26 protein-coding genes, 1 tRNA gene and 1 pseudogene are annotated in these 25991 nt (G+C 32.8%); 22 read left to right on the forward strand and 6 right to left on the reverse strand.

Going from position 1 to position 25991, the window contains the following annotated elements:
- Positions 1–71: 71 nt before the first annotated feature.
- The 5 genes from ACZ0AH_RS02205 to ACZ0AH_RS02225 all read left to right on the forward strand — a co-directional run bounded on the left by ACZ0AH_RS02205 (position 72) and on the right by ACZ0AH_RS02225 (position 4450).
- Positions 72–1076 (forward strand): hypothetical protein, encoded by a 1005-nt coding sequence (locus ACZ0AH_RS02205; protein WP_463474265.1) that lies wholly within the window; start codon positions 72–74, stop codon positions 1074–1076.
- Positions 1036–3390 carry a hypothetical protein gene (locus ACZ0AH_RS02210; RefSeq protein ID WP_463474266.1) on the forward strand — a complete coding sequence of 785 codons (2355 nt, stop codon included), beginning with the start codon at positions 1036–1038 and terminating at the stop codon, positions 3388–3390. Before ACZ0AH_RS02205 ends, ACZ0AH_RS02210 begins: the two co-directional genes overlap by 41 nt.
- Before the next feature lie 11 nt (positions 3391–3401).
- Complete coding sequence (gene mce, locus ACZ0AH_RS02215; RefSeq protein WP_463474267.1) at positions 3402–3806, forward strand: methylmalonyl-CoA epimerase; 405 nt, start codon at positions 3402–3404, stop codon at positions 3804–3806.
- 147 nt (positions 3807–3953) lie between these two features.
- Positions 3954–4027: transfer RNA gene (locus ACZ0AH_RS02220), tRNA-Ile, on the forward strand.
- A gap of 171 nt (positions 4028–4198) precedes the next feature.
- A complete protein-coding gene (locus ACZ0AH_RS02225; protein ID WP_463474268.1) occupies positions 4199–4450 on the forward strand; it encodes a hypothetical protein in 252 nt (83 codons plus the stop codon).
- Positions 4451–4499: 49 nt separating this feature from the next.
- Here the strand turns inward: ACZ0AH_RS02225 and ACZ0AH_RS02230 are convergent, their stop codons facing one another.
- Positions 4500–5777: a cytochrome P450 family protein gene (locus ACZ0AH_RS02230; protein WP_463474269.1), complete on the reverse strand. Its 1278-nt coding sequence runs from the start codon at positions 5775–5777 to the stop codon at positions 4500–4502.
- A gap of 220 nt (positions 5778–5997) precedes the next feature.
- Positions 5998–6588 carry a riboflavin synthase gene (locus tag ACZ0AH_RS02235; RefSeq protein WP_463474270.1) on the reverse strand — a complete coding sequence of 197 codons (591 nt, stop codon included), beginning with the start codon at positions 6586–6588 and terminating at the stop codon, positions 5998–6000.
- A gap of 57 nt (positions 6589–6645) precedes the next feature.
- Here ACZ0AH_RS02235 and pdxA point away from each other — a divergent pair, with 57 nt between their 5' ends.
- The 12 genes from pdxA to ACZ0AH_RS02295 all read left to right on the forward strand — a co-directional run bounded on the left by pdxA (position 6646) and on the right by ACZ0AH_RS02295 (position 15086).
- A complete protein-coding gene (gene pdxA, locus ACZ0AH_RS02240) occupies positions 6646–7695 on the forward strand; it encodes a 4-hydroxythreonine-4-phosphate dehydrogenase PdxA (RefSeq protein WP_463474271.1) in 1050 nt (349 codons plus the stop codon).
- Positions 7696–7801: 106 nt separating this feature from the next.
- Positions 7802–8353 (forward strand): YceD family protein, encoded by a 552-nt coding sequence (locus ACZ0AH_RS02245; protein WP_463474272.1) that lies wholly within the window; start codon positions 7802–7804, stop codon positions 8351–8353.
- Between the two features lie 9 nt (positions 8354–8362).
- A complete protein-coding gene (gene rpmF, locus ACZ0AH_RS02250; protein WP_007137315.1) occupies positions 8363–8557 on the forward strand; it encodes a 50S ribosomal protein L32 in 195 nt (64 codons plus the stop codon).
- A 173-nt stretch (positions 8558–8730) separates the two neighbouring features.
- Positions 8731–9729 (forward strand): beta-ketoacyl-ACP synthase III, encoded by a 999-nt coding sequence (locus ACZ0AH_RS02255; protein ID WP_463474273.1) that lies wholly within the window; start codon positions 8731–8733, stop codon positions 9727–9729.
- Between the two features lie 23 nt (positions 9730–9752).
- Positions 9753–10241 carry an acetyl-CoA carboxylase biotin carboxyl carrier protein gene (gene accB / locus ACZ0AH_RS02260; RefSeq protein ID WP_463474274.1) on the forward strand — a complete coding sequence of 163 codons (489 nt, stop codon included), beginning with the start codon at positions 9753–9755 and terminating at the stop codon, positions 10239–10241.
- A gap of 98 nt (positions 10242–10339) precedes the next feature.
- Positions 10340–11689, forward strand: a complete 1350-nt coding sequence (gene accC, locus ACZ0AH_RS02265) for an acetyl-CoA carboxylase biotin carboxylase subunit (protein WP_463474275.1) — start codon at positions 10340–10342, stop codon at positions 11687–11689.
- Between the two features lie 305 nt (positions 11690–11994).
- Positions 11995–12291, forward strand: coding sequence for a hypothetical protein (locus ACZ0AH_RS02270; RefSeq protein ID WP_463474276.1), 297 nt, complete (start codon positions 11995–11997; stop codon positions 12289–12291).
- 70 nt (positions 12292–12361) lie between these two features.
- Positions 12362–12658, forward strand: coding sequence for a hypothetical protein (locus ACZ0AH_RS02275; RefSeq protein ID WP_463474277.1), 297 nt, complete (start codon positions 12362–12364; stop codon positions 12656–12658).
- A gap of 25 nt (positions 12659–12683) precedes the next feature.
- Positions 12684–12968: a hypothetical protein gene (locus ACZ0AH_RS02280; protein ID WP_463474278.1), complete on the forward strand. Its 285-nt coding sequence runs from the start codon at positions 12684–12686 to the stop codon at positions 12966–12968.
- Positions 12969–12996: 28 nt separating this feature from the next.
- Positions 12997–13296 (forward strand): PepSY-like domain-containing protein, encoded by a 300-nt coding sequence (locus tag ACZ0AH_RS02285; protein ID WP_463474279.1) that lies wholly within the window; start codon positions 12997–12999, stop codon positions 13294–13296.
- 19 nt (positions 13297–13315) lie between these two features.
- Positions 13316–13612, forward strand: a complete 297-nt coding sequence (locus ACZ0AH_RS02290) for a PepSY-like domain-containing protein (protein ID WP_463474280.1) — start codon at positions 13316–13318, stop codon at positions 13610–13612.
- A 130-nt stretch (positions 13613–13742) separates the two neighbouring features.
- Positions 13743–15086, forward strand: coding sequence for a sigma-54-dependent transcriptional regulator (locus tag ACZ0AH_RS02295; RefSeq protein WP_463474281.1), 1344 nt, complete (start codon positions 13743–13745; stop codon positions 15084–15086).
- Here the strand turns inward: ACZ0AH_RS02295 and ACZ0AH_RS02300 are convergent.
- Together ACZ0AH_RS02300 and ACZ0AH_RS02305 are read right to left on the reverse strand one after the other, a co-directional pair.
- A complete protein-coding gene (locus ACZ0AH_RS02300) occupies positions 15083–17521 on the reverse strand; it encodes an ATP-binding response regulator (RefSeq protein WP_463474282.1) in 2439 nt (812 codons plus the stop codon). The genes ACZ0AH_RS02295 and ACZ0AH_RS02300 overlap by 4 nt on opposite strands.
- Positions 17522–17687: 166 nt before the next feature.
- The gene (locus ACZ0AH_RS02305; protein WP_463474283.1) at positions 17688–19589 is read right to left on the reverse strand and encodes a S9 family peptidase; all 1902 of its coding nucleotides are present in this window, start codon (positions 19587–19589) and stop codon (positions 17688–17690) included.
- A gap of 283 nt (positions 19590–19872) precedes the next feature.
- Between ACZ0AH_RS02305 and ACZ0AH_RS02310 the strand changes: the two genes are divergently transcribed.
- The 5 genes from ACZ0AH_RS02310 (at position 19873) to ACZ0AH_RS02330 (ending at position 24659) form a co-directional block, all read left to right on the forward strand.
- Positions 19873–20985, forward strand: coding sequence for an NAD(P)/FAD-dependent oxidoreductase (locus ACZ0AH_RS02310; protein WP_463474284.1), 1113 nt, complete (start codon positions 19873–19875; stop codon positions 20983–20985).
- Position 20986: 1 nt separating this feature from the next.
- The gene (gene mtgA, locus ACZ0AH_RS02315; protein ID WP_463474285.1) at positions 20987–21757 is read left to right on the forward strand and encodes a monofunctional biosynthetic peptidoglycan transglycosylase; all 771 of its coding nucleotides are present in this window, start codon (positions 20987–20989) and stop codon (positions 21755–21757) included.
- Positions 21747–22706 carry a lipid A deacylase LpxR family protein gene (locus tag ACZ0AH_RS02320; RefSeq protein ID WP_463474286.1) on the forward strand — a complete coding sequence of 320 codons (960 nt, stop codon included), beginning with the start codon at positions 21747–21749 and terminating at the stop codon, positions 22704–22706. The genes mtgA and ACZ0AH_RS02320 overlap by 11 nt, the downstream gene beginning before the upstream one ends.
- 504 nt (positions 22707–23210) lie before the next feature.
- Positions 23211–24227 (forward strand): type I restriction enzyme HsdR N-terminal domain-containing protein, encoded by a 1017-nt coding sequence (locus tag ACZ0AH_RS02325; protein ID WP_463474287.1) that lies wholly within the window; start codon positions 23211–23213, stop codon positions 24225–24227.
- 18 nt (positions 24228–24245) lie between these two features.
- Positions 24246–24659 (forward strand): hypothetical protein, encoded by a 414-nt coding sequence (locus ACZ0AH_RS02330; protein WP_463474288.1) that lies wholly within the window; start codon positions 24246–24248, stop codon positions 24657–24659.
- Positions 24660–24811: 152 nt separating this feature from the next.
- Here ACZ0AH_RS02330 and ACZ0AH_RS02335 read toward each other — a convergent pair.
- Both ACZ0AH_RS02335 and ACZ0AH_RS02340 read right to left on the reverse strand, forming a co-directional pair.
- Positions 24812–25206, reverse strand: a pseudogene (locus ACZ0AH_RS02335) (helix-turn-helix domain-containing protein).
- A 360-nt stretch (positions 25207–25566) separates the two neighbouring features.
- Positions 25567–25920 (reverse strand): hypothetical protein, encoded by a 354-nt coding sequence (locus ACZ0AH_RS02340; protein ID WP_463474289.1) that lies wholly within the window; start codon positions 25918–25920, stop codon positions 25567–25569.
- Positions 25921–25991 lie beyond the last annotated feature (71 nt).

Consider the following 25991-nt stretch of genomic DNA (forward strand, 5'->3'; position numbering starts at 1 on the left):
TTTTTTGATTTTGAAATGATCAACGTGATATAATTTCTTACTTTTGAATTCAAATTTAATTTCTCATAGTTTTGATAAAAAGGTTTTCCTGGTCTTTATTAGTTTTTTTACTGATAGCTTGCGGTAAAAATGAAAAGCCAATTATTGCTTTTTATTATTGGAAAACAATCTTAAAGTTTTCGCAGACAGAAAAAGAAGTTTTAAAAGAAAATAACGTCAGCAAACTCTATATCAGGTATTTTGATATCGGATTAATTCCTAAAACTCAGGAACCAATTCCGCTAAGTCCCATACATTTTCAGGAAAACCTCAATAACTTTGAAGTTGTTCCGGTAGTTTTTATCCAAAACAAAGTCATGTCGCTTCCTAATCTTGATGTTGAAGATTTGGCGCAAAAAACCATTCGATTTGTAGAAGAAATCAATACAAAAAATGAAATTATCTGCCAGGAAATTCAAATAGATTGCGACTGGACATTAAAAAGCAAGGACAATTACCTGAAATTTATTGAGCGATTTAAAATGCTTTCGCAGAAGAAACTCTCGGCAACAATTAGATTGCATCAGGTAAAATATTTTAAGAAAACTAAAATCCCAAATGTCGATTCAGGAGTTTTGATGTATTATAATATGGGAACAATTGCAAACGATTCTTTAAACTCAATTTACAGTCAAAAGATTTCCGAAAAATACCTTAAAAGCTTAAAAAAATACCCTTTGCATCTTGATTTGGCTTTGCCAATATATTCCTGGGCAGTTCATATCAGAAATCAAAACGTAATAGGTTTGCGTTCAAAAATGAATGTAAGTGAACTTAAAAACAATAAAGATTTTCTACAAGTAAGCCCAATCTTTTTTAAAGTAAAACGTTCTAATTATAAAAATGGCGTTTTTTACGAAGAAAATGATTTGCTGAAAATCGAAGGAATTTCTTCAGAAGATTTGATAGAAATGGCAAAAGATTTGGAGGGGAATTTAGCGCAGCATCCAAACGAAATTATATTTTACGATTTAGACGAATTCAATTTAAAAAATTATGAAAAAAATATTTTTAAACAAGTTATTTCTTGTTTCTAGTGCAGTTTTACTTTTTGCTTACGGAATAATTTATGCTTGTGCCGATGGGGATTGGGATTATTTTATGGATGGATCCAATTTTACGCCGGAAACTTTTGTTGATAATTCGTATACGCCGCTTTTTTTGTCGACTGACATTTTCTATAAAATTGGTTTTGATACACAGCATAATTCCAGATTTAATGATGACATAAAATCAGATTGGCAAAACTATTTGAAGGGGAAAGTCGATGCGGCAACTGTCACTTATTTTTTAATTGGCGAGGAAACAAATATGTATTCGGACAAAGATAAAATCTTAAAAAATGAGACCGAAATTACACAGCTTCATACCTTCTTTAAAACAAAAAAAGAAAATCAGACTTCATTAAAATGGGGTAAAAAAATTAGTTTGAAAGATCCTAAAATCAAAAGCTTTATTGAGTTTTTGTATTTGGCACAAAAAATAGAAACAGTTTCTATTAATACAGATTATTGGAGTTATGATCCGGTTGTGGCTAAAACTTTCAAGGATTTAAAAATGATTCAGTCTATTGAAAATGTATATAATACAACTGCAGATTCGTTCCTGAAAAACAGATATTGGTTCTTAACTATGAAAGCTTATTTTTATAGTACGAACAAATCAAAAGCAATTGTATTTTTTAATAAAACAGAAAAATCTGTACCTAAAAACACCTTGTATTATCGTGCACTTGGGTATGTAGCAGGAATAAATTATCAGCAGAAAAAGTACGCTACTTCAAATTATTTGTATGCGCAGATTTTTGATAATTGTCCGGAAATGCGAATTGTAACGGCTTATAGTTTTCATCCCAAAAATGAAACCGATTGGAATAAATCGCTGGCAATGGCGACCAATAATAAAGAAAAAGCAGCGCTTTGGGCGGTTCATGGATATTATAAAGATGAGGTGCAGGCAATTGGAAAAATCTACGAATTAGATCCTAAAAGCGAACATTTAAATTATTTGCTGACAAGGCTGGTAAACAGGCAAGAACAGCAAATAAATAACTCGTTTGTAGAAAGCGGTAAAGAAAATGTGCCGGCAAAAAAACAAACAGTAACAGAAAACAGGGAATTAAATAAAACTAAAATTGATACAAAAGCATTTGATTTAGTTTCGAAAATTGCCGCAGCAGGAAATACTGAAAAACCTTATTTATGGGATATTTCGGTAGGATATCTTCAGACTTTAAAAGGTGATTATGCTGGTGCCGATAATAATTTTAACAAAGCCGAGAAAACGATGCCAAAAACGGAGTTGTCCGGATATCAATTGCGATTGCTTCGTTTTGTAAACAATATGAGTAAAATTGACAAACTCACAGATAAAAACGAAAAAACAATTTTAGCCGATTTGAATTGGTTGTACAATGAACTTCCAAAAACATATAAAGGTGAAGAGTTTCGTTATCAAAATGCGGCGCAATGGAGTAAGAATTATTTGGCTACGCTTTACGCAGCAAAGTCAAATCCTGTAATGGTAGAATTGTTTGGTGGCGAAATGCCGGATAGTTATTGGGGCAGAGGAAATTCTTTTTATGATAACGAAAAGAATTTGCTGGATATGAAAGCATTTTTGGCTAAGCCAAATAAATCCGAAATAGAGAAAATTGCATCTGGAATTTACAATCTGAACTTAAAAGATATTAATAATTTTCAGGCTGTTCAGGCAACTTTTAAAAATAAAATCCCGGAAGCTATTGCATTTATACAACAAACAGATTCGGTTCAGTATGCTCAATTTTTAGGAAATCCGTTTAACGGAAATATAAAAGATTGTCACGATTGTGATCATGCAGCGTATCAAAAAAAGAAGTATTCTCAAATTGATTTTCTGAATACTATAAAAGGAATGCAGGATAAATTGGCTCAAAAAGAAGATGTTTATACCAATAGTTTATTGTTAGGAAATGCATTTTATAACATCACACATTTTGGAAACGGCAGAAGTTTTTATGAGATTGATATTGTTGGTTATGGTTCAAGTCCGTATTCTTTTAGGGATTCGATGAAAAGAATGATTACCAATTGTGATCTTCCGAAAATGTATTATCAAAAAGCATTTGAAGCTGCAACCACAAAAGAACAAAAAGCAAAATGTATTTATATGCTGGCGAAATGCGAACGAAATGAATACTATAATAATAAGTACAATAATTTGAAAAACTGGTGGGAAGCCGAAGACGATAAAATTAATTTTATTGCTTTTAATGGTTTCAAGGTTTTGAAAAAAGACTATTCGGATACTAAATACTATCAGGACGTAATCGCCGAATGTGGTTATTTTAATACGTATCTTAATCAATAATAGTAAATGTTATGGTAAATAAAATTGAACATATCGGGATCGCAGTAAAAAATATGACCGACGCAAATGCGTTGTTCGAAAAATTATTAGGCGTTCCGTCTTATAAAGAAGAAACGGTTGAAAGCGAAGGAGTATTAACTTCTTTCTTTCAAACCGGAACCAATAAAATTGAACTTTTGATGGCTACAAATCCGGAAAGTCCAATTGCAAAGTTTCTGGAGAAAAAAGGAGAAGGAATTCACCACATTGCTTTTGATGTCGAAGATATACATGCGGAGATTCTACGCTTAAAAAACGAAGGATTTGTGTTGATTAATGAAGTCCCAAAGAAAGGAGCAGATAATAAATTAGTGGTTTTTCTGCATCCAAAAAACACAAATGGCGTTTTAGTCGAGCTTTGTCAGGAAATTAAATAAAAATTTATCTTTTTGTCAATTGAAATAAGGTGTTGAAAATCAATTGTGTTTAAAGAAAGTGTTACGGTTACTTAAAATTAAATAGAAATCATATCCCAAAATATTTGGAGTGAATAAAAAATAGTAGTAATATTGCATCCTCAAACCGGTCCTATAGCTCAGCTGGTTAGAGCACCTGACTCATAATCAGGTGGTCCCTGGTTCGAGCCCAGGTGGGACCACAAAAAGCTTCATAATTTTTATGAAGCTTTTTTTTGTTTAAAAGGTTGTATTTGAGCAAAAATCTTCTACATTTGTCAAAGAAATTTGTATAAGCCATTGTTTTTGTGCGAATTATATTAAAATAAATAAATTTAACAACCTACCTTGTTGTTTATCAACATGTTAAAATTATGAAGATAAAAATAATATTTTTGGCATTATTCTTAGCCCTGATGAATGTGTCAACTGGTTTTGCGAAAAATCCGCCACCGCCTTCGACTCAAAAAAACGCATCGTTAAACAGTGAAGCTGATGATGATGATGGACCGCCTGTTCATCCTAATTTACCAATTGATCAGGATCTTGTTTATTTAACAATAGCAGGTCTGGTTTTAGGCGCTTCAGTTATCTATAGAAATAAAATAAAAAAAGCTTCAGTCTAAACTGAGGCTTTTTTTATGCGAAATAGTTTCGTGAGAATTTATTGTGCAGTCAAAAAACGACAGGAAAACTTTTTAATCCGCGTATAATGTTGCTCGTGCGCCATTCGGGAGAATCGGCTTTTGGATCGAGTTTTAAATTAGGCAATCGATTTAAAATTGTATGAATAGCAATCTCGCATTCTAAACGACCAAGCGGGGCACCGATGCAAAAATGTATGCCATGACCAAAAGCGAGATGTTTGTCTGTTTTTCGTGTTATATCAAAATCTAATGGATTGTCAAATTTGCTTTCGTCTTGATTTGCAGAGGTAAAAATGACCAAGACACCTTCTCCTTTTTTAATAGTGATTCCTTTAATCAGAATATCTTCTGCGGCCAATCGCATGGTTGAATTTATTACCGGGCCGTTATATCTCAGTATTTCTTCAATAGCAGAATGAATCAATTCGGGATTGTTTTTTAAAAGATTTAATTGATCGGGATGAGATAGTAAGGCATACATTCCGTTACTAATTAAGTTAACGGTAGTTTCATGTCCGGCAATAATAAGCAGAAAAATTGTGGCATAAAGTTCGTCTTCTGTCAAATGCTCATCGGTTTCTTCTAGTTTTAAAAATGCACTAATTAAATCATCTCCGGGATTTTTTCGGCGTAAAGCAAAAACATTTTTCAAATAATTGACAAATGCTGCTGCACTTTCATCAATAGATTGTTTGTTTTTTTCGGTAACCTGAACTTCTATTAATATGTCTGACCAATTGCGGAGTTTTTCGCAATCCTCAACGGGTAAACCTAATAATTCTGCAATTACAATAATTGGGAGTTGGTAAGCGAAATCATCAATAAAATCAAATTTCTTAGTATTTTCAATTTTATCTACCAGTTCATTTGTAATTTCCTGGATTCGCGGACGCATTCCTGCAATGATTTTTGGGGTAAAAGCTTTTTGTGCAAAACCTCTTAAACGTGTATGTTCTGGCGGGTCATTTGCAAGCATGTGAAATCTCCTCAGGATATAGGCGGGACTTGCGAGTTTTGTTTTTCCTTTTAAAGGTTCATTGCTCATCCTTAAATTATTTGGCGATTTTATAAATCTTGGATCGCGTAACACATTAATAGAATCATCAAATTTAGATATCAGCCAAATAGGAAATCCATCTAACATAATTTGCTGAATAGGAGCTTTATTTCTTAATTCCTGAAAAGTTACTTCGGGATTTGCATGAAAAGAAGGGTCTTCAAAATCTATCGGAATATAAGATTTGGAAGAATACGGACAAACGCTTTTATTTTCAACATGCAATTTTCTGGTGATTGAATTTTTCATGGGATGTGGTTTTAAGGATTAGGGATATTAAAACACACATAAAAGTAGGAAAATATTTAAATAAATATAATTTAATTGTCTGATTTTTAGTTTATTATTTTAATTTTTCCATAAAAAAGAAAATATTAAAGTTTATTTTTGATATTAGAAATAGTTGTAGCTATAAAATAAAAAAGCTTCAATATTAATTGAAGCTTTTAGTTGAGAAGAGTTTAAGATCTTATTTATTTATCGAATAAAGTCTGGAAATGTATTTTCCTACTACATCAAATTCTAAATTTATTTTAGTTCCAACTTTAAAATCTTTAAAATTAGTATGCTCATAAGTATAAGGGATAATCGAAACGCTAAATTCGTTTGTTTTAGAATTTACAACCGTTAGACTTACGCCGTTAACCGTTATAGAACCTTTTTCGATAGTAATATTGCTGAGATTTTTGTCGTATTCAAAAGTGTAATTCCAGCTTCCGTTTGCTTCTTCAATTTTAATGCAGGTTCCGGTTTGGTCTACGTGACCCTGAACGATATGGCCGTCAAGACGATCGCCAAGTTTCATTCCTCTTTCAAGATTTACAATATCGCCGGCTTTCCAGTCTCCAATATTGGTTTTTAAAATGGTCTCGTCAATAGCAGTTACGGTATAAAATGAATCGTTTATGGCGACTACTGTCAGACAAATACCATTGTGCGAAACGCTTTGGTCAATTTTTAATTCATTTGTGATAGAAGAGTCTACCGTTATATGAAGATTGCTTTGATCTTTTTTTATTTCGTGAATCCTACCTAGGGTTTCTATAATTCCTGTGAACATTGTTGTTTTATTTTACTAAATTTGCACATCAAAATTAGTAATAAATAAGCGTAGCTCATGAATAAAAAAGCAGAAAATATAATTGTTGGAATTTCAATTGGAGATTTAAACGGTATTGGAAGCGAAGTTATATTAAAAACATTCGAAGATTCTCGCATGTTAGAAATGTGTACGCCGGTTATTTTTGCAAATGCCAAAATACTTTCCTTCGTTAAAAAAAGTTTTACTTCTACAATTCAATTCCACGGAGTTGATAAATTAGATCAGGTTTTGCCGGGCAAAGTCAATGTGTTTAATTTATGGAGAGAAGGAGTTGATGTTAATTTAGGTGTAAACGACGAAAAAATAGGAGAGTATGCCATAAAATCTTTTGTGTCTGCAACCAAAGCTTTAAAAGAAGGCGTAATTGATGTTTTAGTTACGGCTCCAATAAATAAATATAATATTCAGTCAGAAGATTTTAAATTTCCGGGACATACAGATTATCTGGATCAGGAATTAGAAGGAAATGCTTTGATGATGATGGTTCAGGATAATTTAAGAGTTGGTTTACTGACGGATCATGTTCCTTTAAGTGAGGTTTCATCGCATTTGACAGAAGAATTAATTATCAGAAAAATTGAAACAGTAAGAAAATCACTGATTCAGGATTTTAGTATTGTTAAGCCAAAAATTGCAGTTTTAGGATTAAATCCGCATGCGGGAGATGGCGGAGTAATTGGTAAAGAAGATGATTTGATTTTGAAACCAACATTAAAGAAAATTTTTGATGCCGGAACGATGGTTTTTGGACCATTTCCTGCCGATGGATTTTTTGGAAGCGGTCAATATGAAAAATATGATGCAATTGTCGCAACCTATCACGATCAGGGATTAATTCCTTTTAAAACATTATCGTTTGGAAAAGGAGTAAATTATACAGCAGGTTTAAATAAGATCAGAACGTCGCCTGATCACGGTACAGCATATGATATTGCTGGGAAAGACCTTGCAGATTACAATTCATTTAAAGAGGCAGTTTATCTCGCATTAGATATTTATCGTTCGCGTAATCAGTATGAGGAGATTAGTCAAAAACCTCTTAAAATAAAAGAAAAACAGTTATAAACAAAAAAAGGTGAATAAGATTATTAGTTTTATAATAATTTTATATCTTTGCACCCCAATTCAGATATCTGAGTTTTAGATATGAACTGGACAAATTGATGTTGAAATGAGCAAAACAAAAGAATTTTTAATTCCTTTCATAGGATTAAAGCTGGGAAAACACCATTTTGAGTATCAAATAAGTAACGCGTTCTTTGAGAACTTTGATTACGACGAATTTCAAAGTTCGGATATCAAAGTGAGTTTGGTTTTAGATAAGAAGAGCAACATGTTAGAGTTGGAATTCAAACACAAAGGAACTGTAAATGTACCTTGTGATCTAACAGGCGAAGATTTTGATCTTCCTATAAAAGGAAAAATGAAATTAATTGTTCGCTTTGGAGATGAATTCAATAATGATAACGAAGAGTTGTTAATTCTGCCACACGGAGAACATGAAATTGATGTAGCACAATACATTTATGAAATGATTGCGCTTTCGGTGCCGCTAAAACGAGTTCATCCAGGAGTAAAAGACGGAAGTTTGCAAACCGAAGCCTTGAAAAAACTAAATGAGCTGACTGTAAAAGAAGTCAAAGAAGAAAAACAAGAGAGTAAAAAAGAAGAAGATATTGACCCGCGTTGGGACAAATTAAAGCAACTATTAACGGATAAATAATATAGTAAAATGGCACATCCTAAGAGAAAAATCTCGAAAACAAGAAGAGATAAGAGAAGAACACATTATAAAGCTACTGTAGCTCAAATCGCTACATGTCCTATTACTGGAGAAGCACATTTATACCACAGAGCTTACTGGCATGAAGGTAAAATGTATTACAGAGGGCAAGTTGTTATCGATAAATCTGTAGCGGTTGCTTAATACGTTTTCGTAAATGATACTAGAACTCTCACATAGTGAGAGTTTTTTTTGTTGGTTATAATTTTCTTTTTTTAAGAAAATATATACAAATTCATTTCGTTTTTTTTTGTAATTTTCGAGTCTTTTAAATATTTTTCAGATACCACGTATTTGAAACGAAATAATAGAATATAATGAATACAATCACAGCCGCAATTACCGCTGTTGGAGCTTATGTTCCTGATTTTGTACTTTCAAACAAAGTACTGGAAACAATGGTCGATACCAATGACGAATGGATTACTACTCGTACCGGAATTAAAGAAAGAAGAATTCTTAAAGATGCTGATAAAGGAACTTCGTTTCTTGCCATAAAAGCGGCACAGGATTTAATTGCCAAAGCAAATATTGATCCTTTAGAAATCGATATGATTATAATGGCAACAGCTACTGCAGATATGCCGGTAGCCTCTACAGGAGTTTATGTTGCAACACAAATTGGAGCTACAAATGCATTTGCATACGATTTGCAGGCTGCCTGTTCCAGTTTTTTATACGGAATGTCAACTGCTGCAGCTTATATACAGTCAGGGCGATACAAAAAAGTGCTGTTAATTGGTGCCGATAAAATGTCATCAATTGTAGATTATACAGACCGATCAACTTGTATTATTTTTGGAGATGGAGCAGGAGCTGTTTTATTCGAACCAAATTATGAAGGCTTAGGCTTACAAGATGAATACTTAAGAAGCGACGGGCAAGGACGCGATTATCTTAAAATTCCTGCCGGAGGTTCTCTAATACCAACTACTGAAGAGACCGTAAAAAACAGACAGCACAATATTATTCAGGACGGAAAAACTGTTTTTAAATTTGCAGTTACCAATATGGCCGATGCAAGCGAATTAATCGTAAAAAGAAACAATTTGACTAATGAAGATGTTGACTGGTTAGTGCCGCATCAGGCAAATAAGCGTATTATTGATGCGACTGCAAGCCGAATGAATCTTGCAGATTCAAAAGTATTAATGAATATTGAAAAATTCGGAAATACAACTTCAGCAACTTTACCTTTGGTAATAAACGACTTTGAACACCTATTCAAAAAAGGAGATAATATTATTTTTGCCGCTTTTGGCGGTGGATTCACTTGGGGATCTATTTACCTAAAATGGGCTTACGATAAGAAATAAATTAAAACTAAAAACAAATCATTATGGATTTAAAAGAAATTCAAAACCTAATCAAATTTGTAGCAAATTCGGGAGTTGCAGAAGTTAAGTTAGAAATGGATGATGTAAAAATCACCATCAGAACAACTTTAGAAGGAAATGTAACTGAAACTACTTATGTACAGCAATTACCTGCTCAGGCAGCATTGCCACAAGCAGTTGCTCCTCAACAAGCAGCGCCGGTAGTTGTAAATGTAAATAGTGAAGCACCAGCTCCGGCTGAAGATTCTAAATTCATTACTATAAAATCTCCAATCATTGGAACTTTTTATAGAAAACCATCCCCGGACAAACCAGTTTTTACTGAAGTTGGAAGTGTAATATCAAAAGGTGATGTTCTTTGTGTAATTGAAGCAATGAAATTATTCAACGAAATCGAATCAGAAGTTTCAGGTAAAATTGTAAAAATTCTTGTTGACGATATGTCTCCTGTAGAATTTGACCAACCATTATTCTTAGTAGATCCATCTTAATTTTAGATCGTTAGATCATTAGATTTTTAGACCTTTCTAAAGTGCTTAAAATCTAATTATCCAATTATCTAATTATCTAATTATCTAATTTTAAAAAGATGTTTAAAAAAATATTAATTGCGAATAGAGGAGAAATTGCACTTCGTGTAATTCGTACATGTAAAGAAATGGGAATCAAAACTGTAGCAGTTTACTCTACAGCCGATGCAGAAAGTCTACATGTTAAGTTTGCTGACGAAGCGGTTTGTATTGGACCTCCTCCAAGTAACTTATCGTATTTGAAAATGTCAAATATTATTGCTGCTGCCGAAATTACAAACGCAGACGCAATACATCCAGGTTATGGATTTCTTTCTGAGAATGCTAAATTCTCAAAAATTTGTCAAGAGCATGGTATCAAATTTATTGGTGCAGCTCCTGAAATGATTGATAAAATGGGAGATAAAGCTTCTGCAAAAGCGACAATGAAAGCTGCAGGAGTTCCATGTGTGCCAGGTTCTGAAGGAATATTAGAATCTTTTGAACAAGCACAAAAATTAGCCAAAGAATTTGGTTTTCCGGTTATGCTTAAAGCAACTGCCGGTGGTGGTGGAAAAGGAATGCGTGCTGTATGGAAAGAAGAGGAATTATTGAAAGCCTGGGAAAGCGCACGTCAGGAAGCTGCTGCTGCTTTTGGAAATGACGGAATGTACCTGGAGAAACTTATCGAAGAGCCACGTCATATCGAAATTCAGGTTGTTGGAGATTCATACGGAAAAGCATGTCACCTTTCTGAAAGAGACTGTTCAGTACAACGTCGTCACCAAAAACTAACTGAAGAAACGCCTTCACCTTTCATGACAGACGAATTGCGTACTGCAATGGGAGAAGCTGCTGTAAAAGCTGCTGAGTTTATTAAATACGAAGGAGCCGGAACAGTAGAATTTTTAGTGGACAAACACAGAAATTTCTATTTCATGGAAATGAATACCCGTATTCAGGTAGAGCACCCAATTACAGAACAGGTTATTGATTATGATTTGATTCGTGAGCAAATTATGGTAGCTGCAGGAATTCCAATTTCCGGAAGAAACTATTTGCCGGAATTACACGCTATCGAATGTCGTATTAATGCTGAAGATCCTTATAACGATTTTCGTCCTTCACCAGGAAAAATTACTACACTTCATATGCCGGGAGGTCACGGAGTTCGTTTAGATACTCACGTTTATTCTGGTTATACAATTCCACCAAATTACGATTCAATGATTGCCAAGTTAATTACAACAGCGCAATCTCGTGAAGAAGCAATTAGCAAAATGCGCAGAGCTCTTGATGAATTTGTTATCGAAGGTGTAAAAACTACAATTCCTTTCCATAGACAATTAATGGATGATCCAAGATATATTGCAGGAGATTATACAACTGCTTTCATGGATACTTTCAAAATGAAACCTATAGAAGAATAATATAAAGGCTGTCAATTTTTGGCAGCCTTTTTTATTTTACCATATATTCCAAACCCGATAAGCTTATAAGCCTATCGGGTTTGTTGCTTTTATTAGTTAGGTATACACAAAATGTGTATACTTTTTACACACGGCCTCAGGAAATTACACACTTTTCTACAATAGTAAAATTTAATGTTATTAGCTTAAAGCCTTTAAAAATAAGGATTTAAGTAAAATGGCACGCTATGTTTTAGTTACGGCACAATAATTTCATTATCTAAAGCGTAAACAAACTATTAAATAATTAAAATATACTAACTATTATGAAAAATTTATTCTTATCAGCCGCAATTGTTTTAGGAGGTTTAACTTCATTCGCTTCAACTACTCCTGTAACAAATGCTATTGTAAAAACAATATCTGTTTCAGATGAATATACAGAAATTAAATTAGAAGAATTGCCAGCTCCAATTTCAGAAGCTTTGAAAAAAGCATATCCGGATGCAGTAATTACAAAAGCGTATAAAAACGAAAAATCAGAATACAAATTAGATGTTACAGTTGGTGACAAAGTAGGAAATCTTTTTGCTAACGCAGACGGAACATGGATTAAAAAATAATCCATAAATCTCGTGACAATTCAAATTAAAAATACGAAACTGAAATTAACAGTACTAAAATATAACTATTATGAAAAATTTATTTTTATCAGCCGCAATCGTTTTGGGAGGTTTAACATCATTTGCCTCAACATCTCCAATATCAAATACTATCGTAAAAACAATTTCAATTCAGGAAGAATACACTGAAATTAAGGTAGAAGAAGTTCCAACTGCAGTTACAGACGCGCTTAAAAAAGCATATCCGGATGCAGTACTGAATAAAGCATACAAAAATGCAAAATCAGAGTATAAATTAGAAGTAACTGTTGGAGACAAAGTAGGATCTCTTTATGCTAATGCAGACGGATCATGGATTAAAAAATAATCAAACTAACTAAAAAACTATCATTATGAAAAAGTTAATCTTATCAGCAGCGATAATTCTGGGAAGTTTGTCAATGCAAGCAAATAATACTGTAGTAAATCCAACGATTCAATCAGTAATTCAAGACGAATATAAAGAAGTTGATGCCGTTCCGGCAGCTATTAAAACAGCTTTAGATAATGCTTATCCAGGTGTGAAATTGGAAAAAGCATATGTAAACGACAAAAAAGAATATAAAATTGACATCATTGTAAGAGAAGTAAAATCTACTGTTTACACAGATGCCCAAGGTAATATCCTTAAAAAATAACAAATTAAATAACCCATAAATAATCACTATGAAAAAGTTACTAGTATCAACAGCAATCGTTTTAGGAAGTTTAACTGTAAATGCAGCTACAACTCCAATAACAACAAATTCAATGAGTAAATCAGTAACTATTCAGGATGAATATACTGAAGTTAGTGCAGATGCTGTTCCTGCAGCTGTGAAGTCTACTATTGAAAAATCTTTTCCGAACACAAAACTTGAAAAAGCATATAAAAACGAAAAGAACGAGTACAAGCTGGAAATTTCAAGCGGAGATAAAAAATATACTGTCTTTACTGACGCTGCAGGAAATATCATTAAAAAATAATTATTAAAAAGAAAGCACTATGAAAAAGTTAATCTTATCAGCAGCTATTGTTTTGGGAAGCCTGTCCATGTATGCAAGTACGACGACAACTCCTGAATTAGCAAAAATAACTATTTCTGTACAATCAGAATATACAGAAGTTAGTGCAGATGCTGTTCCGGCTGTTGTAAAAACCGCTTTGCAAACCGCTTATCCGGGTGCAAAGCTTGACAAGGCCTATGTAAACGAAAAAAAAGAGTATAAACTCGAAATATCAGTTGGTGACCAAAAGGCTACTGTTTACTCAGATGTCAATGGCAATTGGTTGAAAATATAATTAGGTGAATTAGATTTATGTTTTTGGTAAAAAAGAGATTACTCACGTTGGTAATCTCTTTTTTTTTGCAAAATTTTATGAAAAGACAATTTTATTAGTATTATTTTAGCAAAAAAGTCCCAAAAAGCAAATGCCAAAGATATTACTGATAGAAGATGACATTTCGTTCTGTAAATTATTAGAGAAATTTCTAATCAAAAAAGCATACGATGTAATCGTAGCATTCTCTGCTGCAGAAGCGCGAGTAGCAATCAAAAAAGAATCGTTCGATTTAATTTTGACAGATCTCCGTTTGCCTGATTCTGACGGTATTGGGCTAATGTCTGAATTTAAACTCTCAAATCCTGAAATTCCTGTTGTACTTATGACAGGTTATTCTGATGTAAATACTGCAGTTAAAGCGATTAAAAATGGCGCTGCCGATTATATTTCAAAACCTTTTAATCCTGATGAGGTTTTGCTGGTTATCACAAATGCACTTCAAACTCCGGAAGTCGCAGAAACTCCGGTTAAGGAGAAAAAAATAGCTAAAAAGCAAATTGCAACAGAAAATGAATTCGTAAAAGGAATTTCTGTAGCTTCAAAAAAACTATTGGATCACATTCATTTGGTAAGTCCAACTGATATGTCGGTTTTAATTATTGGAGAAAGCGGAACCGGAAAAGAAATTATTGCAAAAAGCATTCATCAGCAAAGCAATCGAAAAAACAATAATTTTATTGCGGTAGATTGCGGGGCGATTCCAAAAGAATTAGCTGCAAGTGAATTTTTCGGACATTTAAAAGGATCTTTTACGGGAGCAATCAGCGATAAAATTGGCTATTTTGAAGCAGCAAATGGCGGAACCCTTTTTTTGGATGAAATTGGAAACCTTTCATACGAAAATCAAATTCAGTTATTAAGAGCACTTCAGGAACGTAAAATAAAACCTGTTGGAAGCAATAAAGAAATTAACGTCGATATCCGAATCATTACCGCTACAAATGAAGATTTGCGTGAGGCAGTAAAAAACGGAGATTTTAGAGAAGATTTATACCATAGAATCAACGAATTTTCGATTCAGTCGCCATCATTAACAGATCGTGGAGAAGATTTAATGATTTTTGCCGATTATTTCCTGGAGAAAGCCAATCAGCAATTGAATAAAGATATCATTGGGTTTTCACCCGAAGTTGTCGCTATTTTTCAAAGATACAACTGGCCTGGAAATTTAAGAGAACTCCAAAATTGTGTCAAACGCGCCACACTTTTATCCCAGGGAGATTATATAGAAAGCGATGTTTTGCCGGCAGAATTTTTTCAGTCACAAAACCAGCAAGTTTCCAAAGGAGTTTTTTCATTATCCGAAAATGAAAAAGAAGCTATTATTCATGCCTTGTCAAAAGCACAGAATAATAAATCAGAAGCGGCAAAATTGCTTAAAATTACCAGAAAAACACTTTATAATAAATTGAAGCAATACAATATTGATTAAGTAATTTCCTGGCTTAGAACTTTAAAAAGTAAATCAGTTTTTATTTTTAAATCTTTAAAAACGCTTTTCATTTCGGCAATTTCGAAATCATTTTTTTCAATTTTTTTCAGAATATGCCCAATTTCGTTTGCCTGAATTTGTTTGAACATCGGTGCAATTCTATGTGCGATTGATCTAATTTCGTCCGTATTTTTTTCTTGTATGGCATTTTCTAAAAAGACCAAATTTTCAGTGCTGCTTTCTATAAACGATTTCAATACTTCTTTCAAAGCATCCGTATCATATCCTAAAAAGTCTTTCAATGTTTCTAAAGAATATAATTGAGAAGAAGTTTGAGATTCCACTTCCTTAACTTCAATTTGAGGCAATTCGTCCTTGTCTAAAATATGCTGAATGGTTTCCAATAATACTTTTGGCGAATATGGTTTTTTGATAACAGTTGTAAAACCGGCATTCGAATAAACCGAAAAATCCAAATCTGTTCTTCCGGTAAGCGCAATTACAGGCTGGTTTTTATAAATAGTACCAGCTGTATTTTTTAATTTTTCGAGAAAAGAAAATCCATCCATTTCCGGCATTTGGATATCTGTAATCACAAAGTCAAAAGAAGTGTTTTTAATAGCTTCTAAAGCTTTAATTGCACTATTAAAAGAATATACTTCATGTTGTTCCTGTTTTAAAACACCGCTCGTTAAATTAAGAAGATTAATGTCATCATCAATCACAATAAAAGTCTGCTTTTTGGTATTGTGAACAACAGGCTTTTTTGTTTCTTCAATTAAATGTGTGCTGTTGTCAAATAATAACGGAAGTTTGATTTCAAAAGTGCTTCCTTTTCCAAAAGTACTTTCAAGATTTAATTCGCCTCCTAAAATAGAAATTATTTTTTGGCAAATAGACAATCCTAAACCAGTTCCGCCGTATTTTTTTTCTATATTTTCGTTCGCCTGGGCAAATTCTTCAAACACTAATTTCTGATTTCCTTTTTCAATTCCAATCCCTGAATCTTCAATTGTAATCGTAAAAAAGTTAGTATCACTCACATAAGCGTTTATTTTTATAAAACCTTCTTCCGTAAATTTATAGGCATTCCCAACAATATTGCTCAAAATTTGTTTCAGTCTAAACGGATCACCAACTATCCTGGTATTTAGTTTTTCATCGACATTAATAATAAGATCAATTTGTTTTTGTTTATAAACGGTTTGAATGCTTTTTGCCACTTCATCAATAATTTCGGGAACTAAAAACGGAACTTTTTCAATAGCAATTTTTCCTGCTTCAATTTGCGAAAAATCCAATAAATCCTGAACGAGCTGCGTAATATATTCAGATGAATTTTTGATGTTTTTAATGAAATACGATTGTTTGGTATTTACATCAGAATTGCCCAAAAGTTCCGAATATCCTACAATGGTACTCAAAGGCGTTTTTAAATCGTGACTAACCGTAGAAATCAATTGTTCCCGACTTTTAAGTAAGTTCTTGGTTTTGAAATTCGCAATTTCGAGCTGTTTTTTATAGACTTGCGATTTTGAATAATCACTTACAATCAAAATAGAGAAAAACAAAGTCAGCACCAAACCAATAATGGCCGATGCGGTGACAATTTCGTTGACTTTTTTAAGTGATTTTTCTTTTAAGGAATTGTTTTTTATTGAGTTGATAATGATTTCCCTTTCGATAATTCGAAGTACTTTTCGGAGTTGTTCCGAAATTGCGATTTCATTTTTCAGTAATTTGTTTTCTTCAAAATTCAAAGATTCTTTTTTCTTTTCTGCTCTCAGTTTTACAGAACTCAAAAGTTTTTTTGAATTAGCCAAGATTGAATCCGAAGCTTTTTTGCTCAACGTATTCGTGCTGTCGTCCGGAATATTCTGATTGAGATAATCAACATATTTCTGAAGGACATTTTTTTGATAACTTCCTAACTGATTTGGGTTTTTGGTAAAATCCTGAAGTTCTAACTTTCGAAGTTTAAACTCCATTTTTGTAATTTCATCAATCGCCGAATTCACAGAAACTTCATCATCGGCTTTATTTTTTATGGTTTTTAATTGCTGAATGTTTTTGGTTTTTTCAGACAATAAATACGTAACGCTGTCGAGCAGTGTTTTTTGATATTGCGTCGTAACAATTTGTTTTAAAGTATCGATTCTTGATTTTAAAGAATCAGTTTCGGTAAGGTAACTTTTGAAGTCACTTTCTGAGTTTGTCTGAATCGTTTTTCGGGCTAAACTTTCGGTTTTGTATACATTCGAAAATAATTTGCTGACTCTTAGAATTTTGGTTTTTTCAAAAGCAATTTTATCTTCTAATTTATTGTAAACGACATTTTCAGAATATAAAAACCACCCAACCGTAACAACTAAGGCTAATAAGGCAACGTAACTGAAGAGAACTTTAATCGCTGTGTAACTTTTTTTACTCTCCATAGAATGATAATAGTCGAATTGGGATAAAGGAAATCAATGCAATTTATTCAAAATAATTTGTTTTAAAAAGATAAATTAATGTGAATATGTTACATAATTCAAATATGTAAAAACAAAAAAGCCGCAGATTATATAAATCTACGGCCAATTTGTATGAGTTTTTTGATTAAAGGGTTTCTTCTAACCATTTAAAAAATTCACCTTGCCAAACCTGAGCATTTTGTGGTTTTAAAACCCAGTGATTTTCATCAGGGAAATAAACCAAACGGCTTTTGATTCCTCTTAATTGCGCCGCCTGAAAAGCTTCCTGACCTTGCCCAATTGGCACACGGAAATCTTTTCCGCCCTGAACAATTAAAATAGGTTTATTCCAGTTCTGAACTAAAGTTGCAGGATTAAAAACCGTATATGCTTTTTGTGCAACAGCATTATCTTTTTCCCAATATGCGCCGCCAAAATCCCAGTTGTTAAAGAAAACCTCTTCAGTAGTTCCCAACATACTTATCGTGTTGAAAACACCATCGTGAGCGATAAAAGTTTTGAAACGGTTTTTGTGAATTCCGGCTAAATAAAATACAGAATATCCTCCGTAACTCGCACCCACACAACCTAAACGGGATTTATCAACATAACTTTCTTTAGATACATCATCAATTGCCGAAAGGTAATCGTCCATAACTTGTCCGCCCCAATCTTTACTGATTTGTTCATTCCATTCAACACCATGTCCTGGCATTCCACGACGGTTTGGCGCAACAACTACATAACCTTTTGCGGCCATTAATTGAAAATTCCAACGGAAAGAATACGATTGTGTCAACGGAGATTGCGGACCGCCCTGACAGAATAATAAAGTTGGATATTTTTTTGAAGCATCAAAATTTGGAGGAAGAATTACCCAAACCAACATTTTTTTACCGTCAGTTGTTGTAACATAACGTTTTTCTGTTTTGCTTAATGCTAACGTTTTATACGTATCAGTATTTACGTTTGATAATTGTTTCCAGGTATTTTTCTTCAAATTATAAGAAAAAATTTCTCCCGCATGATTCATATCGCTTCGTGTTGCGATGATATCATCACCAGCAAAACCTACTAAATCATTCACATCAAAATCACCATTTGTCAATTGACGAACCTGAATCGCGATTCTGGTTAAACCAGGAAAGTTTACCGTAAAAAGTTGTTTTGTACCATCAATTGGCGCTACAAAAAATACATTTTTACCATCTTTGCTCCAGATGAAATTGTCAACAGTTCCGTCCCAATTTGCAGTAAGATTGGTTTTAATTCCTTTAAAATCAACAATAATATCATTTTTATCAGACTCGTAACCGTCGCGTTTCATTTGCAGCCAGGTCAAATTTCCTGTTGGAGAAAATTGTGGCGCAGTGTCATAACCTAAGTTTCCTTCGGTTCTGTTTATTGTTTTTTGAGTTTCTAAATTGTACTCATAAATATCCGTATTCGTAGAAGTTGCGTATTGTGTTCCTGCTTTTTTCTTGCACACATAAACAATGCTTTTTCCGTCCGGCGACCAGATGTAATCTTCGTCACCGCCAAAAGGTTTTTGCGGAGAATCAAAATTTTCCCCTTTTAAGATGTCGATTCCTGTTGCACCTTCTTTGTTTTCTTTATAAAAAACGTGGTTAAATTTACCTTCATTCCAGGTATCCCAATGACGATAATCTAAACCATCATAAATTTGAGCTTCTGATTTGTCCAGGTTCGGATAAAAATCTTTCCCTAAAACTTTGTCAATTTTTACTTCTTCATTGTAAACCAAAAATTTTCCGTCAGGCGAAACATTTTTATCAGCCAAAACATCCTTAGTTTCTTTGATTTCAGTTGCATTTCCACCGTTTACCGGAACAACATAAAATTTTGAATGCGACTTGTTTTCTTCTACAGAAGGAGTAGAAACCTTAAAAACAACGTTTTTTGCATCTTTCGAAAGTCCAAGTGGCGTCATTCTTCCTAATTTCCATAACAATTCCGGAGACATTACATTCTGTCCGATAGCATTTAAACTCATCATTATTAAGGTTGTAAATAATACTTTTTTCATAATAAAATTCTAATATTCGTGAGGCTAAAAGTACGAATTTTAAATTCCAATCTTTAAATTCCAAATTCCAATTATTGTTAAAAATTATCATCTTCTATTTTGCATGATTGTCACCCTGAGCGGAGTCGAAGGCTTAAAACCTAAAAAGGCTTCGACTCCGCTCAGCCTGACACAGAATTCATTTAAACTTATATTTCTTAACGGTAAAAAAAATAAAATTTAAATGAACTTACATTACTTATATGGTTTAAAGAAAATCATTATTTTTATAAAAAATTGACAAATGGAATTGAGTTATTGGGAACTTAAAAATTGGTTTACAAATGTTGATTACACCATTGTTGGCAGCGGAATTGTAGGATTGCATGCTGCATTACGCTTACGCGAAAGATTTCCGGCTGCAAAAATTCTGGTTTTAGAAAAAGGAATGCTTCCACAAGGCGCGAGTACCAAAAATGCCGGTTTTGCCTGTTTTGGAAGCCTTTCTGAAATTATGGAAGATTTAAAAACACATTCAGAAGAAGATGTCATTCAGCTTATAGAAAAACGCTGGCAAGGCTTGCAGTTACTCCGAAAAAGATTGGGAGATGCTGCTATAGATTTCAGGCCTCACGGCGGATATGAATTGTTTTTGAAAGACGACGAATTTGGTTTTAATGAATCTGTTTCAAGATTGCCTTTTGTAAATGAAATTCTAAAACCCCTTTTTAAAGCTGATGTTTTTACCAAAGAAGTGGACCGATTTGGTTTTAATAACATACAGGAATATTTAATATTTAATCCGTTTGAAGCGCAAATCGATACCGGAAATATGATGCAGGAATTGTTGCGACAAGCAGTTTCTGAAAATATTTTAATTCTGAATCAACAAACTGTAACTTCTTATTCTGATTTAGGAAATGAAGTTGAAATTGTATTGAATGATTTTAGTTTTAAATCAAAAAAAATACTCTTTGCAACAAATGGTTTTGCAAATGCGTTAACAAAAGGAGCTGTTCAGCCGGCAAGAGCACAGGTTTTAATTACAGAACCAATTCCGAATTTAGATATAAAAGGAACTTTCCACTTAGATCGCGGTTATTATTATTTCCGAAATATTGGTGACAGAATTTTGTTTGGCGGAGGAAGAAATCTGGATTTTGAAACCGAAAACACAACCGAATTTGGACAAACGAAAATTGTGCAAAATAAATTGGAAGATTTACTTAAAAATGTAATTTTACCAAACCATGAATTCCAGATTGCGCACCGTTGGAGCGGAATTATGGGAATTGGAAATAGTAAAAAACCTGTTGTTTCGCAATTGTCTGAAAACGTGTTTTGTGGAGTACGTTTAGGCGGAATGGGCGTAGCAATAGGAAGTTTAATAGGAACAGAATTAGCAGATTTAATATAAAATGGCAGCACCCAAAAAACCAGCACCCAAAAAACCTACCGCAAGTAAATCTAAGCCAGCGCCAAAAAAAGGCAATCGCTCTTTTGGTGAGAAAGTAAAATGGTTTTTTATAAAACTATGTTTATGGTTCTTCGGGATTTCGATTGCATCGGTTATTATTTTCAAATATGTTCCGGTACCTTTTACGCCACTTATGGTTATTCGCGCTATCGAAAATAAATTAGATGGCAAGGAAGTTTATTTTGATCATGACTGGGAACCAATCGAGAAGATTTCGATGAATTTGCAAAAAGCCGTAATCGCCAGCGAAGACGGAACTTTTTTATACCATAATGGTTTTGACTTTAAAGCACTTCAAAAAGCGTATAAAAGCAATGAACGCGGACGCCGAATTCGTGGCGGAAGTACGATCTCGCAACAAACCGCTAAAAATGTTTTTTTATGGCAGGGAAAAAGTTATTTCCGTAAAGGATTAGAAGCCTATTTTACCGTTTTAATTGAAATAATCTGGGGCAAAGAACGTATTATGGAAGTGTACCTGAATAGTATCGAAATGGGTGATGGTGTTTACGGCGCTTATGCCGCAACAGAACATTGGTACCGCCGTGATGCTTCGAGTTTAACGCCAATGCAGGCTGCAGGAATTGCAGCAATATTACCAAACCCGAGAAAATTTAAAGCAACGGGATCTTCCAGTTATATAAACCGAAGAAAAGAAAGGATTGTTCGTGAAATGCGCGCCGTAGGAAAAATAAATTATAATGGGAAGTAAAAAAGGATTTTTTGTACTCTTGATATTGACATCGGCACTAACTTTTGGACAAGCAAAAAAAACAGAAATAGGTTTTATCAGCGATAATGATTTATATACTTCGTCTAAAAACGATATGTATTATACGAATGGTTTAGAGCTTTTTTATCGTTTTCTGTCGAAGAATACCAACGAGAAAATCAATAAAAAAATCACCGAATTCCGAATCGGGCAATATATTTATAATCCCAGATTTATTAATGAGACTTCTATTTATGTAAACGATCGTCCTTTTACAGCTTATCTTTTTGCCGAAGCCGGACGAAGCTTTTTTTACCAAAGCGAATCGGTTTTAAAGACGGATTTTCAAGTGGGTTTTATGGGACCTAATGCGCTTGGTAAAGAAACTCAGGAAAGTTTTCATCATCTTATTGGTTATAAAAATGTTTATGGTTGGGAAAATCAGCTTCATAACGCATTCGGAATTCAGGCACATGCTTTATATTCCAAGAAATTATTCCCAAATAAACACAATGATTTTATAGATCTTCATTTTCAGTCAGAAGGAAATGTTGGTACCATTTTTACCGGAGTTTCCACAGGATTATTAACCCGAATTGGTTTTAAGAAATTGCTTCCTATTTACGATTCGAATATGCACGATGCTTCGGTACATTCAGAACCACAGATTGATATTAGAGAATTCTATTTCTACGCAATTCCAAGTGTCAATTATCAAATTTATGACGCAACAATTCAAGGAAGTTTATACAATCATACTAATCCGCTTGTTTTCGATATTGTTCCGTGGCGTTTTAATGCCGAATTTGGCTTAAAATACCGCCATAATAATTGGAATCTTTCATACTCTTTTCTGTATCGAGGTCGTGAAGTGAAAGACAATGATATTGTAAGTACCAATACGGGGTACTTTTATGGCTCTATTCGATTGGGGTATTTGCTGAAATAAGTTTTTTTTAAGTTGGTAAGTTTCTGAGATTCTAAGATTCTGAGGTTTTTTGCTCGCAAAGCCACAAAGTTTTATTTTTAGAAGCTCCGGCGGAGCATAATATTTATAGCTAATAAATTCTACAATCAAAAAACTCCAGCGGAGTGATATGTTGATTTTTGATAAATTATGTCACCCCGATGGGGTTCCTGCTACTATAATTTTAATTTTTCTATAAATATGATGTCCCGCTGGGACTTGATAGTAAATGTATGCCAAAGATTAATGAAGTTGTTAATCGCGCAAAGCCGCAGAGACGCAAAGGCGTTTTTCTGGATTGATTATCTTTAACTTTTATTGATTCTTGTTAATTTTTGAAAATATGGTTTTCCGTAAAAATGTAATTAATTAAAAGGGGATATTTGTTTTGTCTTAAAGTGATGATTTTTAAAAACTTATAAATCGGTTTATTTTCATTAGCTTAGTTTAATTTTTTAAGTTCTCTAACTAACAAAACCACCAAAAATGACCACAAACATTCCCAAGCAATCTGTTAATCAATTAAGAAAAACTATCGAAAGCTTCAAAATAACTGATGCAATTGAGTTGTGTACTAATGAAGCCCAAACGCGTAAATTTTTAATTGAACCATTTTTTCATCTTCTAAACTATATCTCCAATGATTTGATACCAGAATACAACGCTGATTTTGGAGAACGAATAAGTCAAAAGATTGATTATGCAATTTTGCTAAATAAAAAAGATACAATTTTAATTGAAGCTAAAAAATATAATAGCAGACTTAGTGATAAAGAAGCAGGACAACTTAATGGTTATTTTAATAATACTAAAAATTCCAGAATTGCTGTATTAACTAACGGAATTGAATATCGATTTTATTCGGATGTTTTACAGCCAAATGTAATTGATAATAAATCATTTTTCACGTTTAATTTATCTAGTTATACTGATAAAGACTTGGAAACTTTGATCAAATTTGATAAAAGATATGTAGTCGTTAATGAGATTATAAAAACAGCTCAAGAATGTGTTTTTGCCGAAGATTTTGAAGCTACTTTGCTAAAAGAATTAATTGCTCCTTCAAAAGATTTTCTGAAAATTATTCATCGGGATATGAATTTTAAAACGAAATTCAATGAAGAAACTCAGGCAAAAATGATAAAAATGATTAATTCAGCGTTATTAAAATCTTTATATGAGAAGAAAGTTATTACAGAATCAAATTCAAATACAGGTGGAATTATAACAACTGAATCTGAAATTCAAGCTTATCATACAATTAGAACTTTACTAATTCAAAATAAAAAGATTCCTAGTCAAAGAATTTTCTTTAAGGATTTCAAAAGCTTTTTTAATATTAGTATTGATGATAATCTTAAAAAAGTGATTTGCAAATTAGTTTTCACCGATTCAAAAATGAAATTTGTTATAGAAAACAACGAGTATTTATTGACTAGTGTTGATGATGTTTTGAAGTATAAAAATGAATTGACTAGTAGAACGCTTGCTTTATTGGAATAATCTTATATATTTAAAACTATGAATACTGAGATTATCATTGGAGGTATTGGGTTAATTATAGCTATTGCTACATTTTTGCAAAGTCAAAAACCTCAAGAAGTAAAGTTTATCGTCCCAAACGAAGAAATGGAAAGTCTTCGTGTAAATTTTAAAGTGAATCAAAAAATATCTCTTGAAGTACAGGATTTGTTGGAAAAGTATATTGAAAAGAATAAGTGTTCTGAAGAAATATTTTTTCAAAACTTGACTTTTTCAAAATATTTAGATTTTATTAAAACTAATTATGAAGAATGTCTTTCAGACAAAGTATATCAAACAACACTTTCTAGTGAAATATTTACAAGACCAATTATTGAAAGTATGTCCAATTCATTGCAAAATCAATTAAACAATTTAATGTTAACTAAGAATTATATTAAATCTTTAGGTTAATTTGAAATTTAATTTGTGTACCGCTGTGCAAAGTCTTTTGACCTCGTAGCTACAATAATTTGCAAAAAAAAGCTTTTATATCAAGTCATTAAATCAAAAAAGCCACTCCGTTTTCCGGAATAGCTTTTTTGATATTAATTATATAAAATATTTTATTTCTCCTTCAATAACTTCTCCAAATATTCAACCTTATCTTTTTCAGCCTGAACTAAACGTTCGTAAAGTTCAACAACTTTATCAAGAGGATTAAAATTACAAATAGAGCCGCTTTCAAATTTTCCAAAATTTCCGTGGCTATCGTTGAAAGTATTAAAATAATTAATCACATTTTCTTCGGAAAATTCTTTATTGCTTCTGCAGACACACCAAGTGCTTTTGCTATTTCGACAAGTTTTTGTTCGTCTATAGTTTCACTGTTTTCTATAGCCGATATAGCTTGTTGGTTTGTTCCTAACGCTTATGCCAAAGCTTCTTGTTTCATATCTCAAAGTTCACGAATACGGCTTATTTTTCGTCCTATATGATTTGGTTTTGTTGCTGTGCTCATAATTCAAAGATATTTAAAATTCTTTTTACAAAATAGTTTTTAGTAAAAAACAGATTATTCGGGTATTATACGGTTCTCAATATTTATGTCTGTATAATTATAAACGTTTCATAATAACAAAAATACAATTTTTCATACAAGTATGTTAATATGAAAAAACGAGTTCTTTTTTAAATTGGAGTTATAATATCGATACAATTTAGAAAGTTCTTATAAAAATAAAAATTTCTAATCTAGCCCCGATAGAACTGGAAATCCTTTTGTGCCGGGGTTCGGCGCAAAAGATTGAAAGGGATAGCGGGACAAGTGTTCTTTTGAAAACGTAATTTCTGCTCCTGATTATTAAAACTAATAAATAATCTATTTTGAAATTGCTATTAAAAAATTTACAATTGACGCAATCAAAAGAACCAATCCAATAATTAGGAGGATGTCATCTTGTGTTGTGCCGATGCTTTTTTTGGCCAGATGATAACGATCAATCAAAAGTCCGATTTCGTAGACAAGCAGAAAACCAATTAAGGTTATCAAACCATATGTTTTAGCTAAGCCGCCGCTTCCGCTAAATGCGCCTTCATGTGCAAACCAGCCAATAATGCCAACTACAGGAATAATTAATAATGCTGATTTTATAAGAAGCGGACTGCCTTTCCAGAATAATAATGCGATTAGAGCTACTATTGGGATTAATAACCAACGGAGTAATACGGTCATGTTTTTTAGTTTTACTTTAAGGATTTCGATTTTGTTTTATAGAAACAGATTTTAGTTTTAAAATTAAAGTT

The sequence above is a fragment of the Flavobacterium sp. AC105 genome, assembly GCF_979258495.1.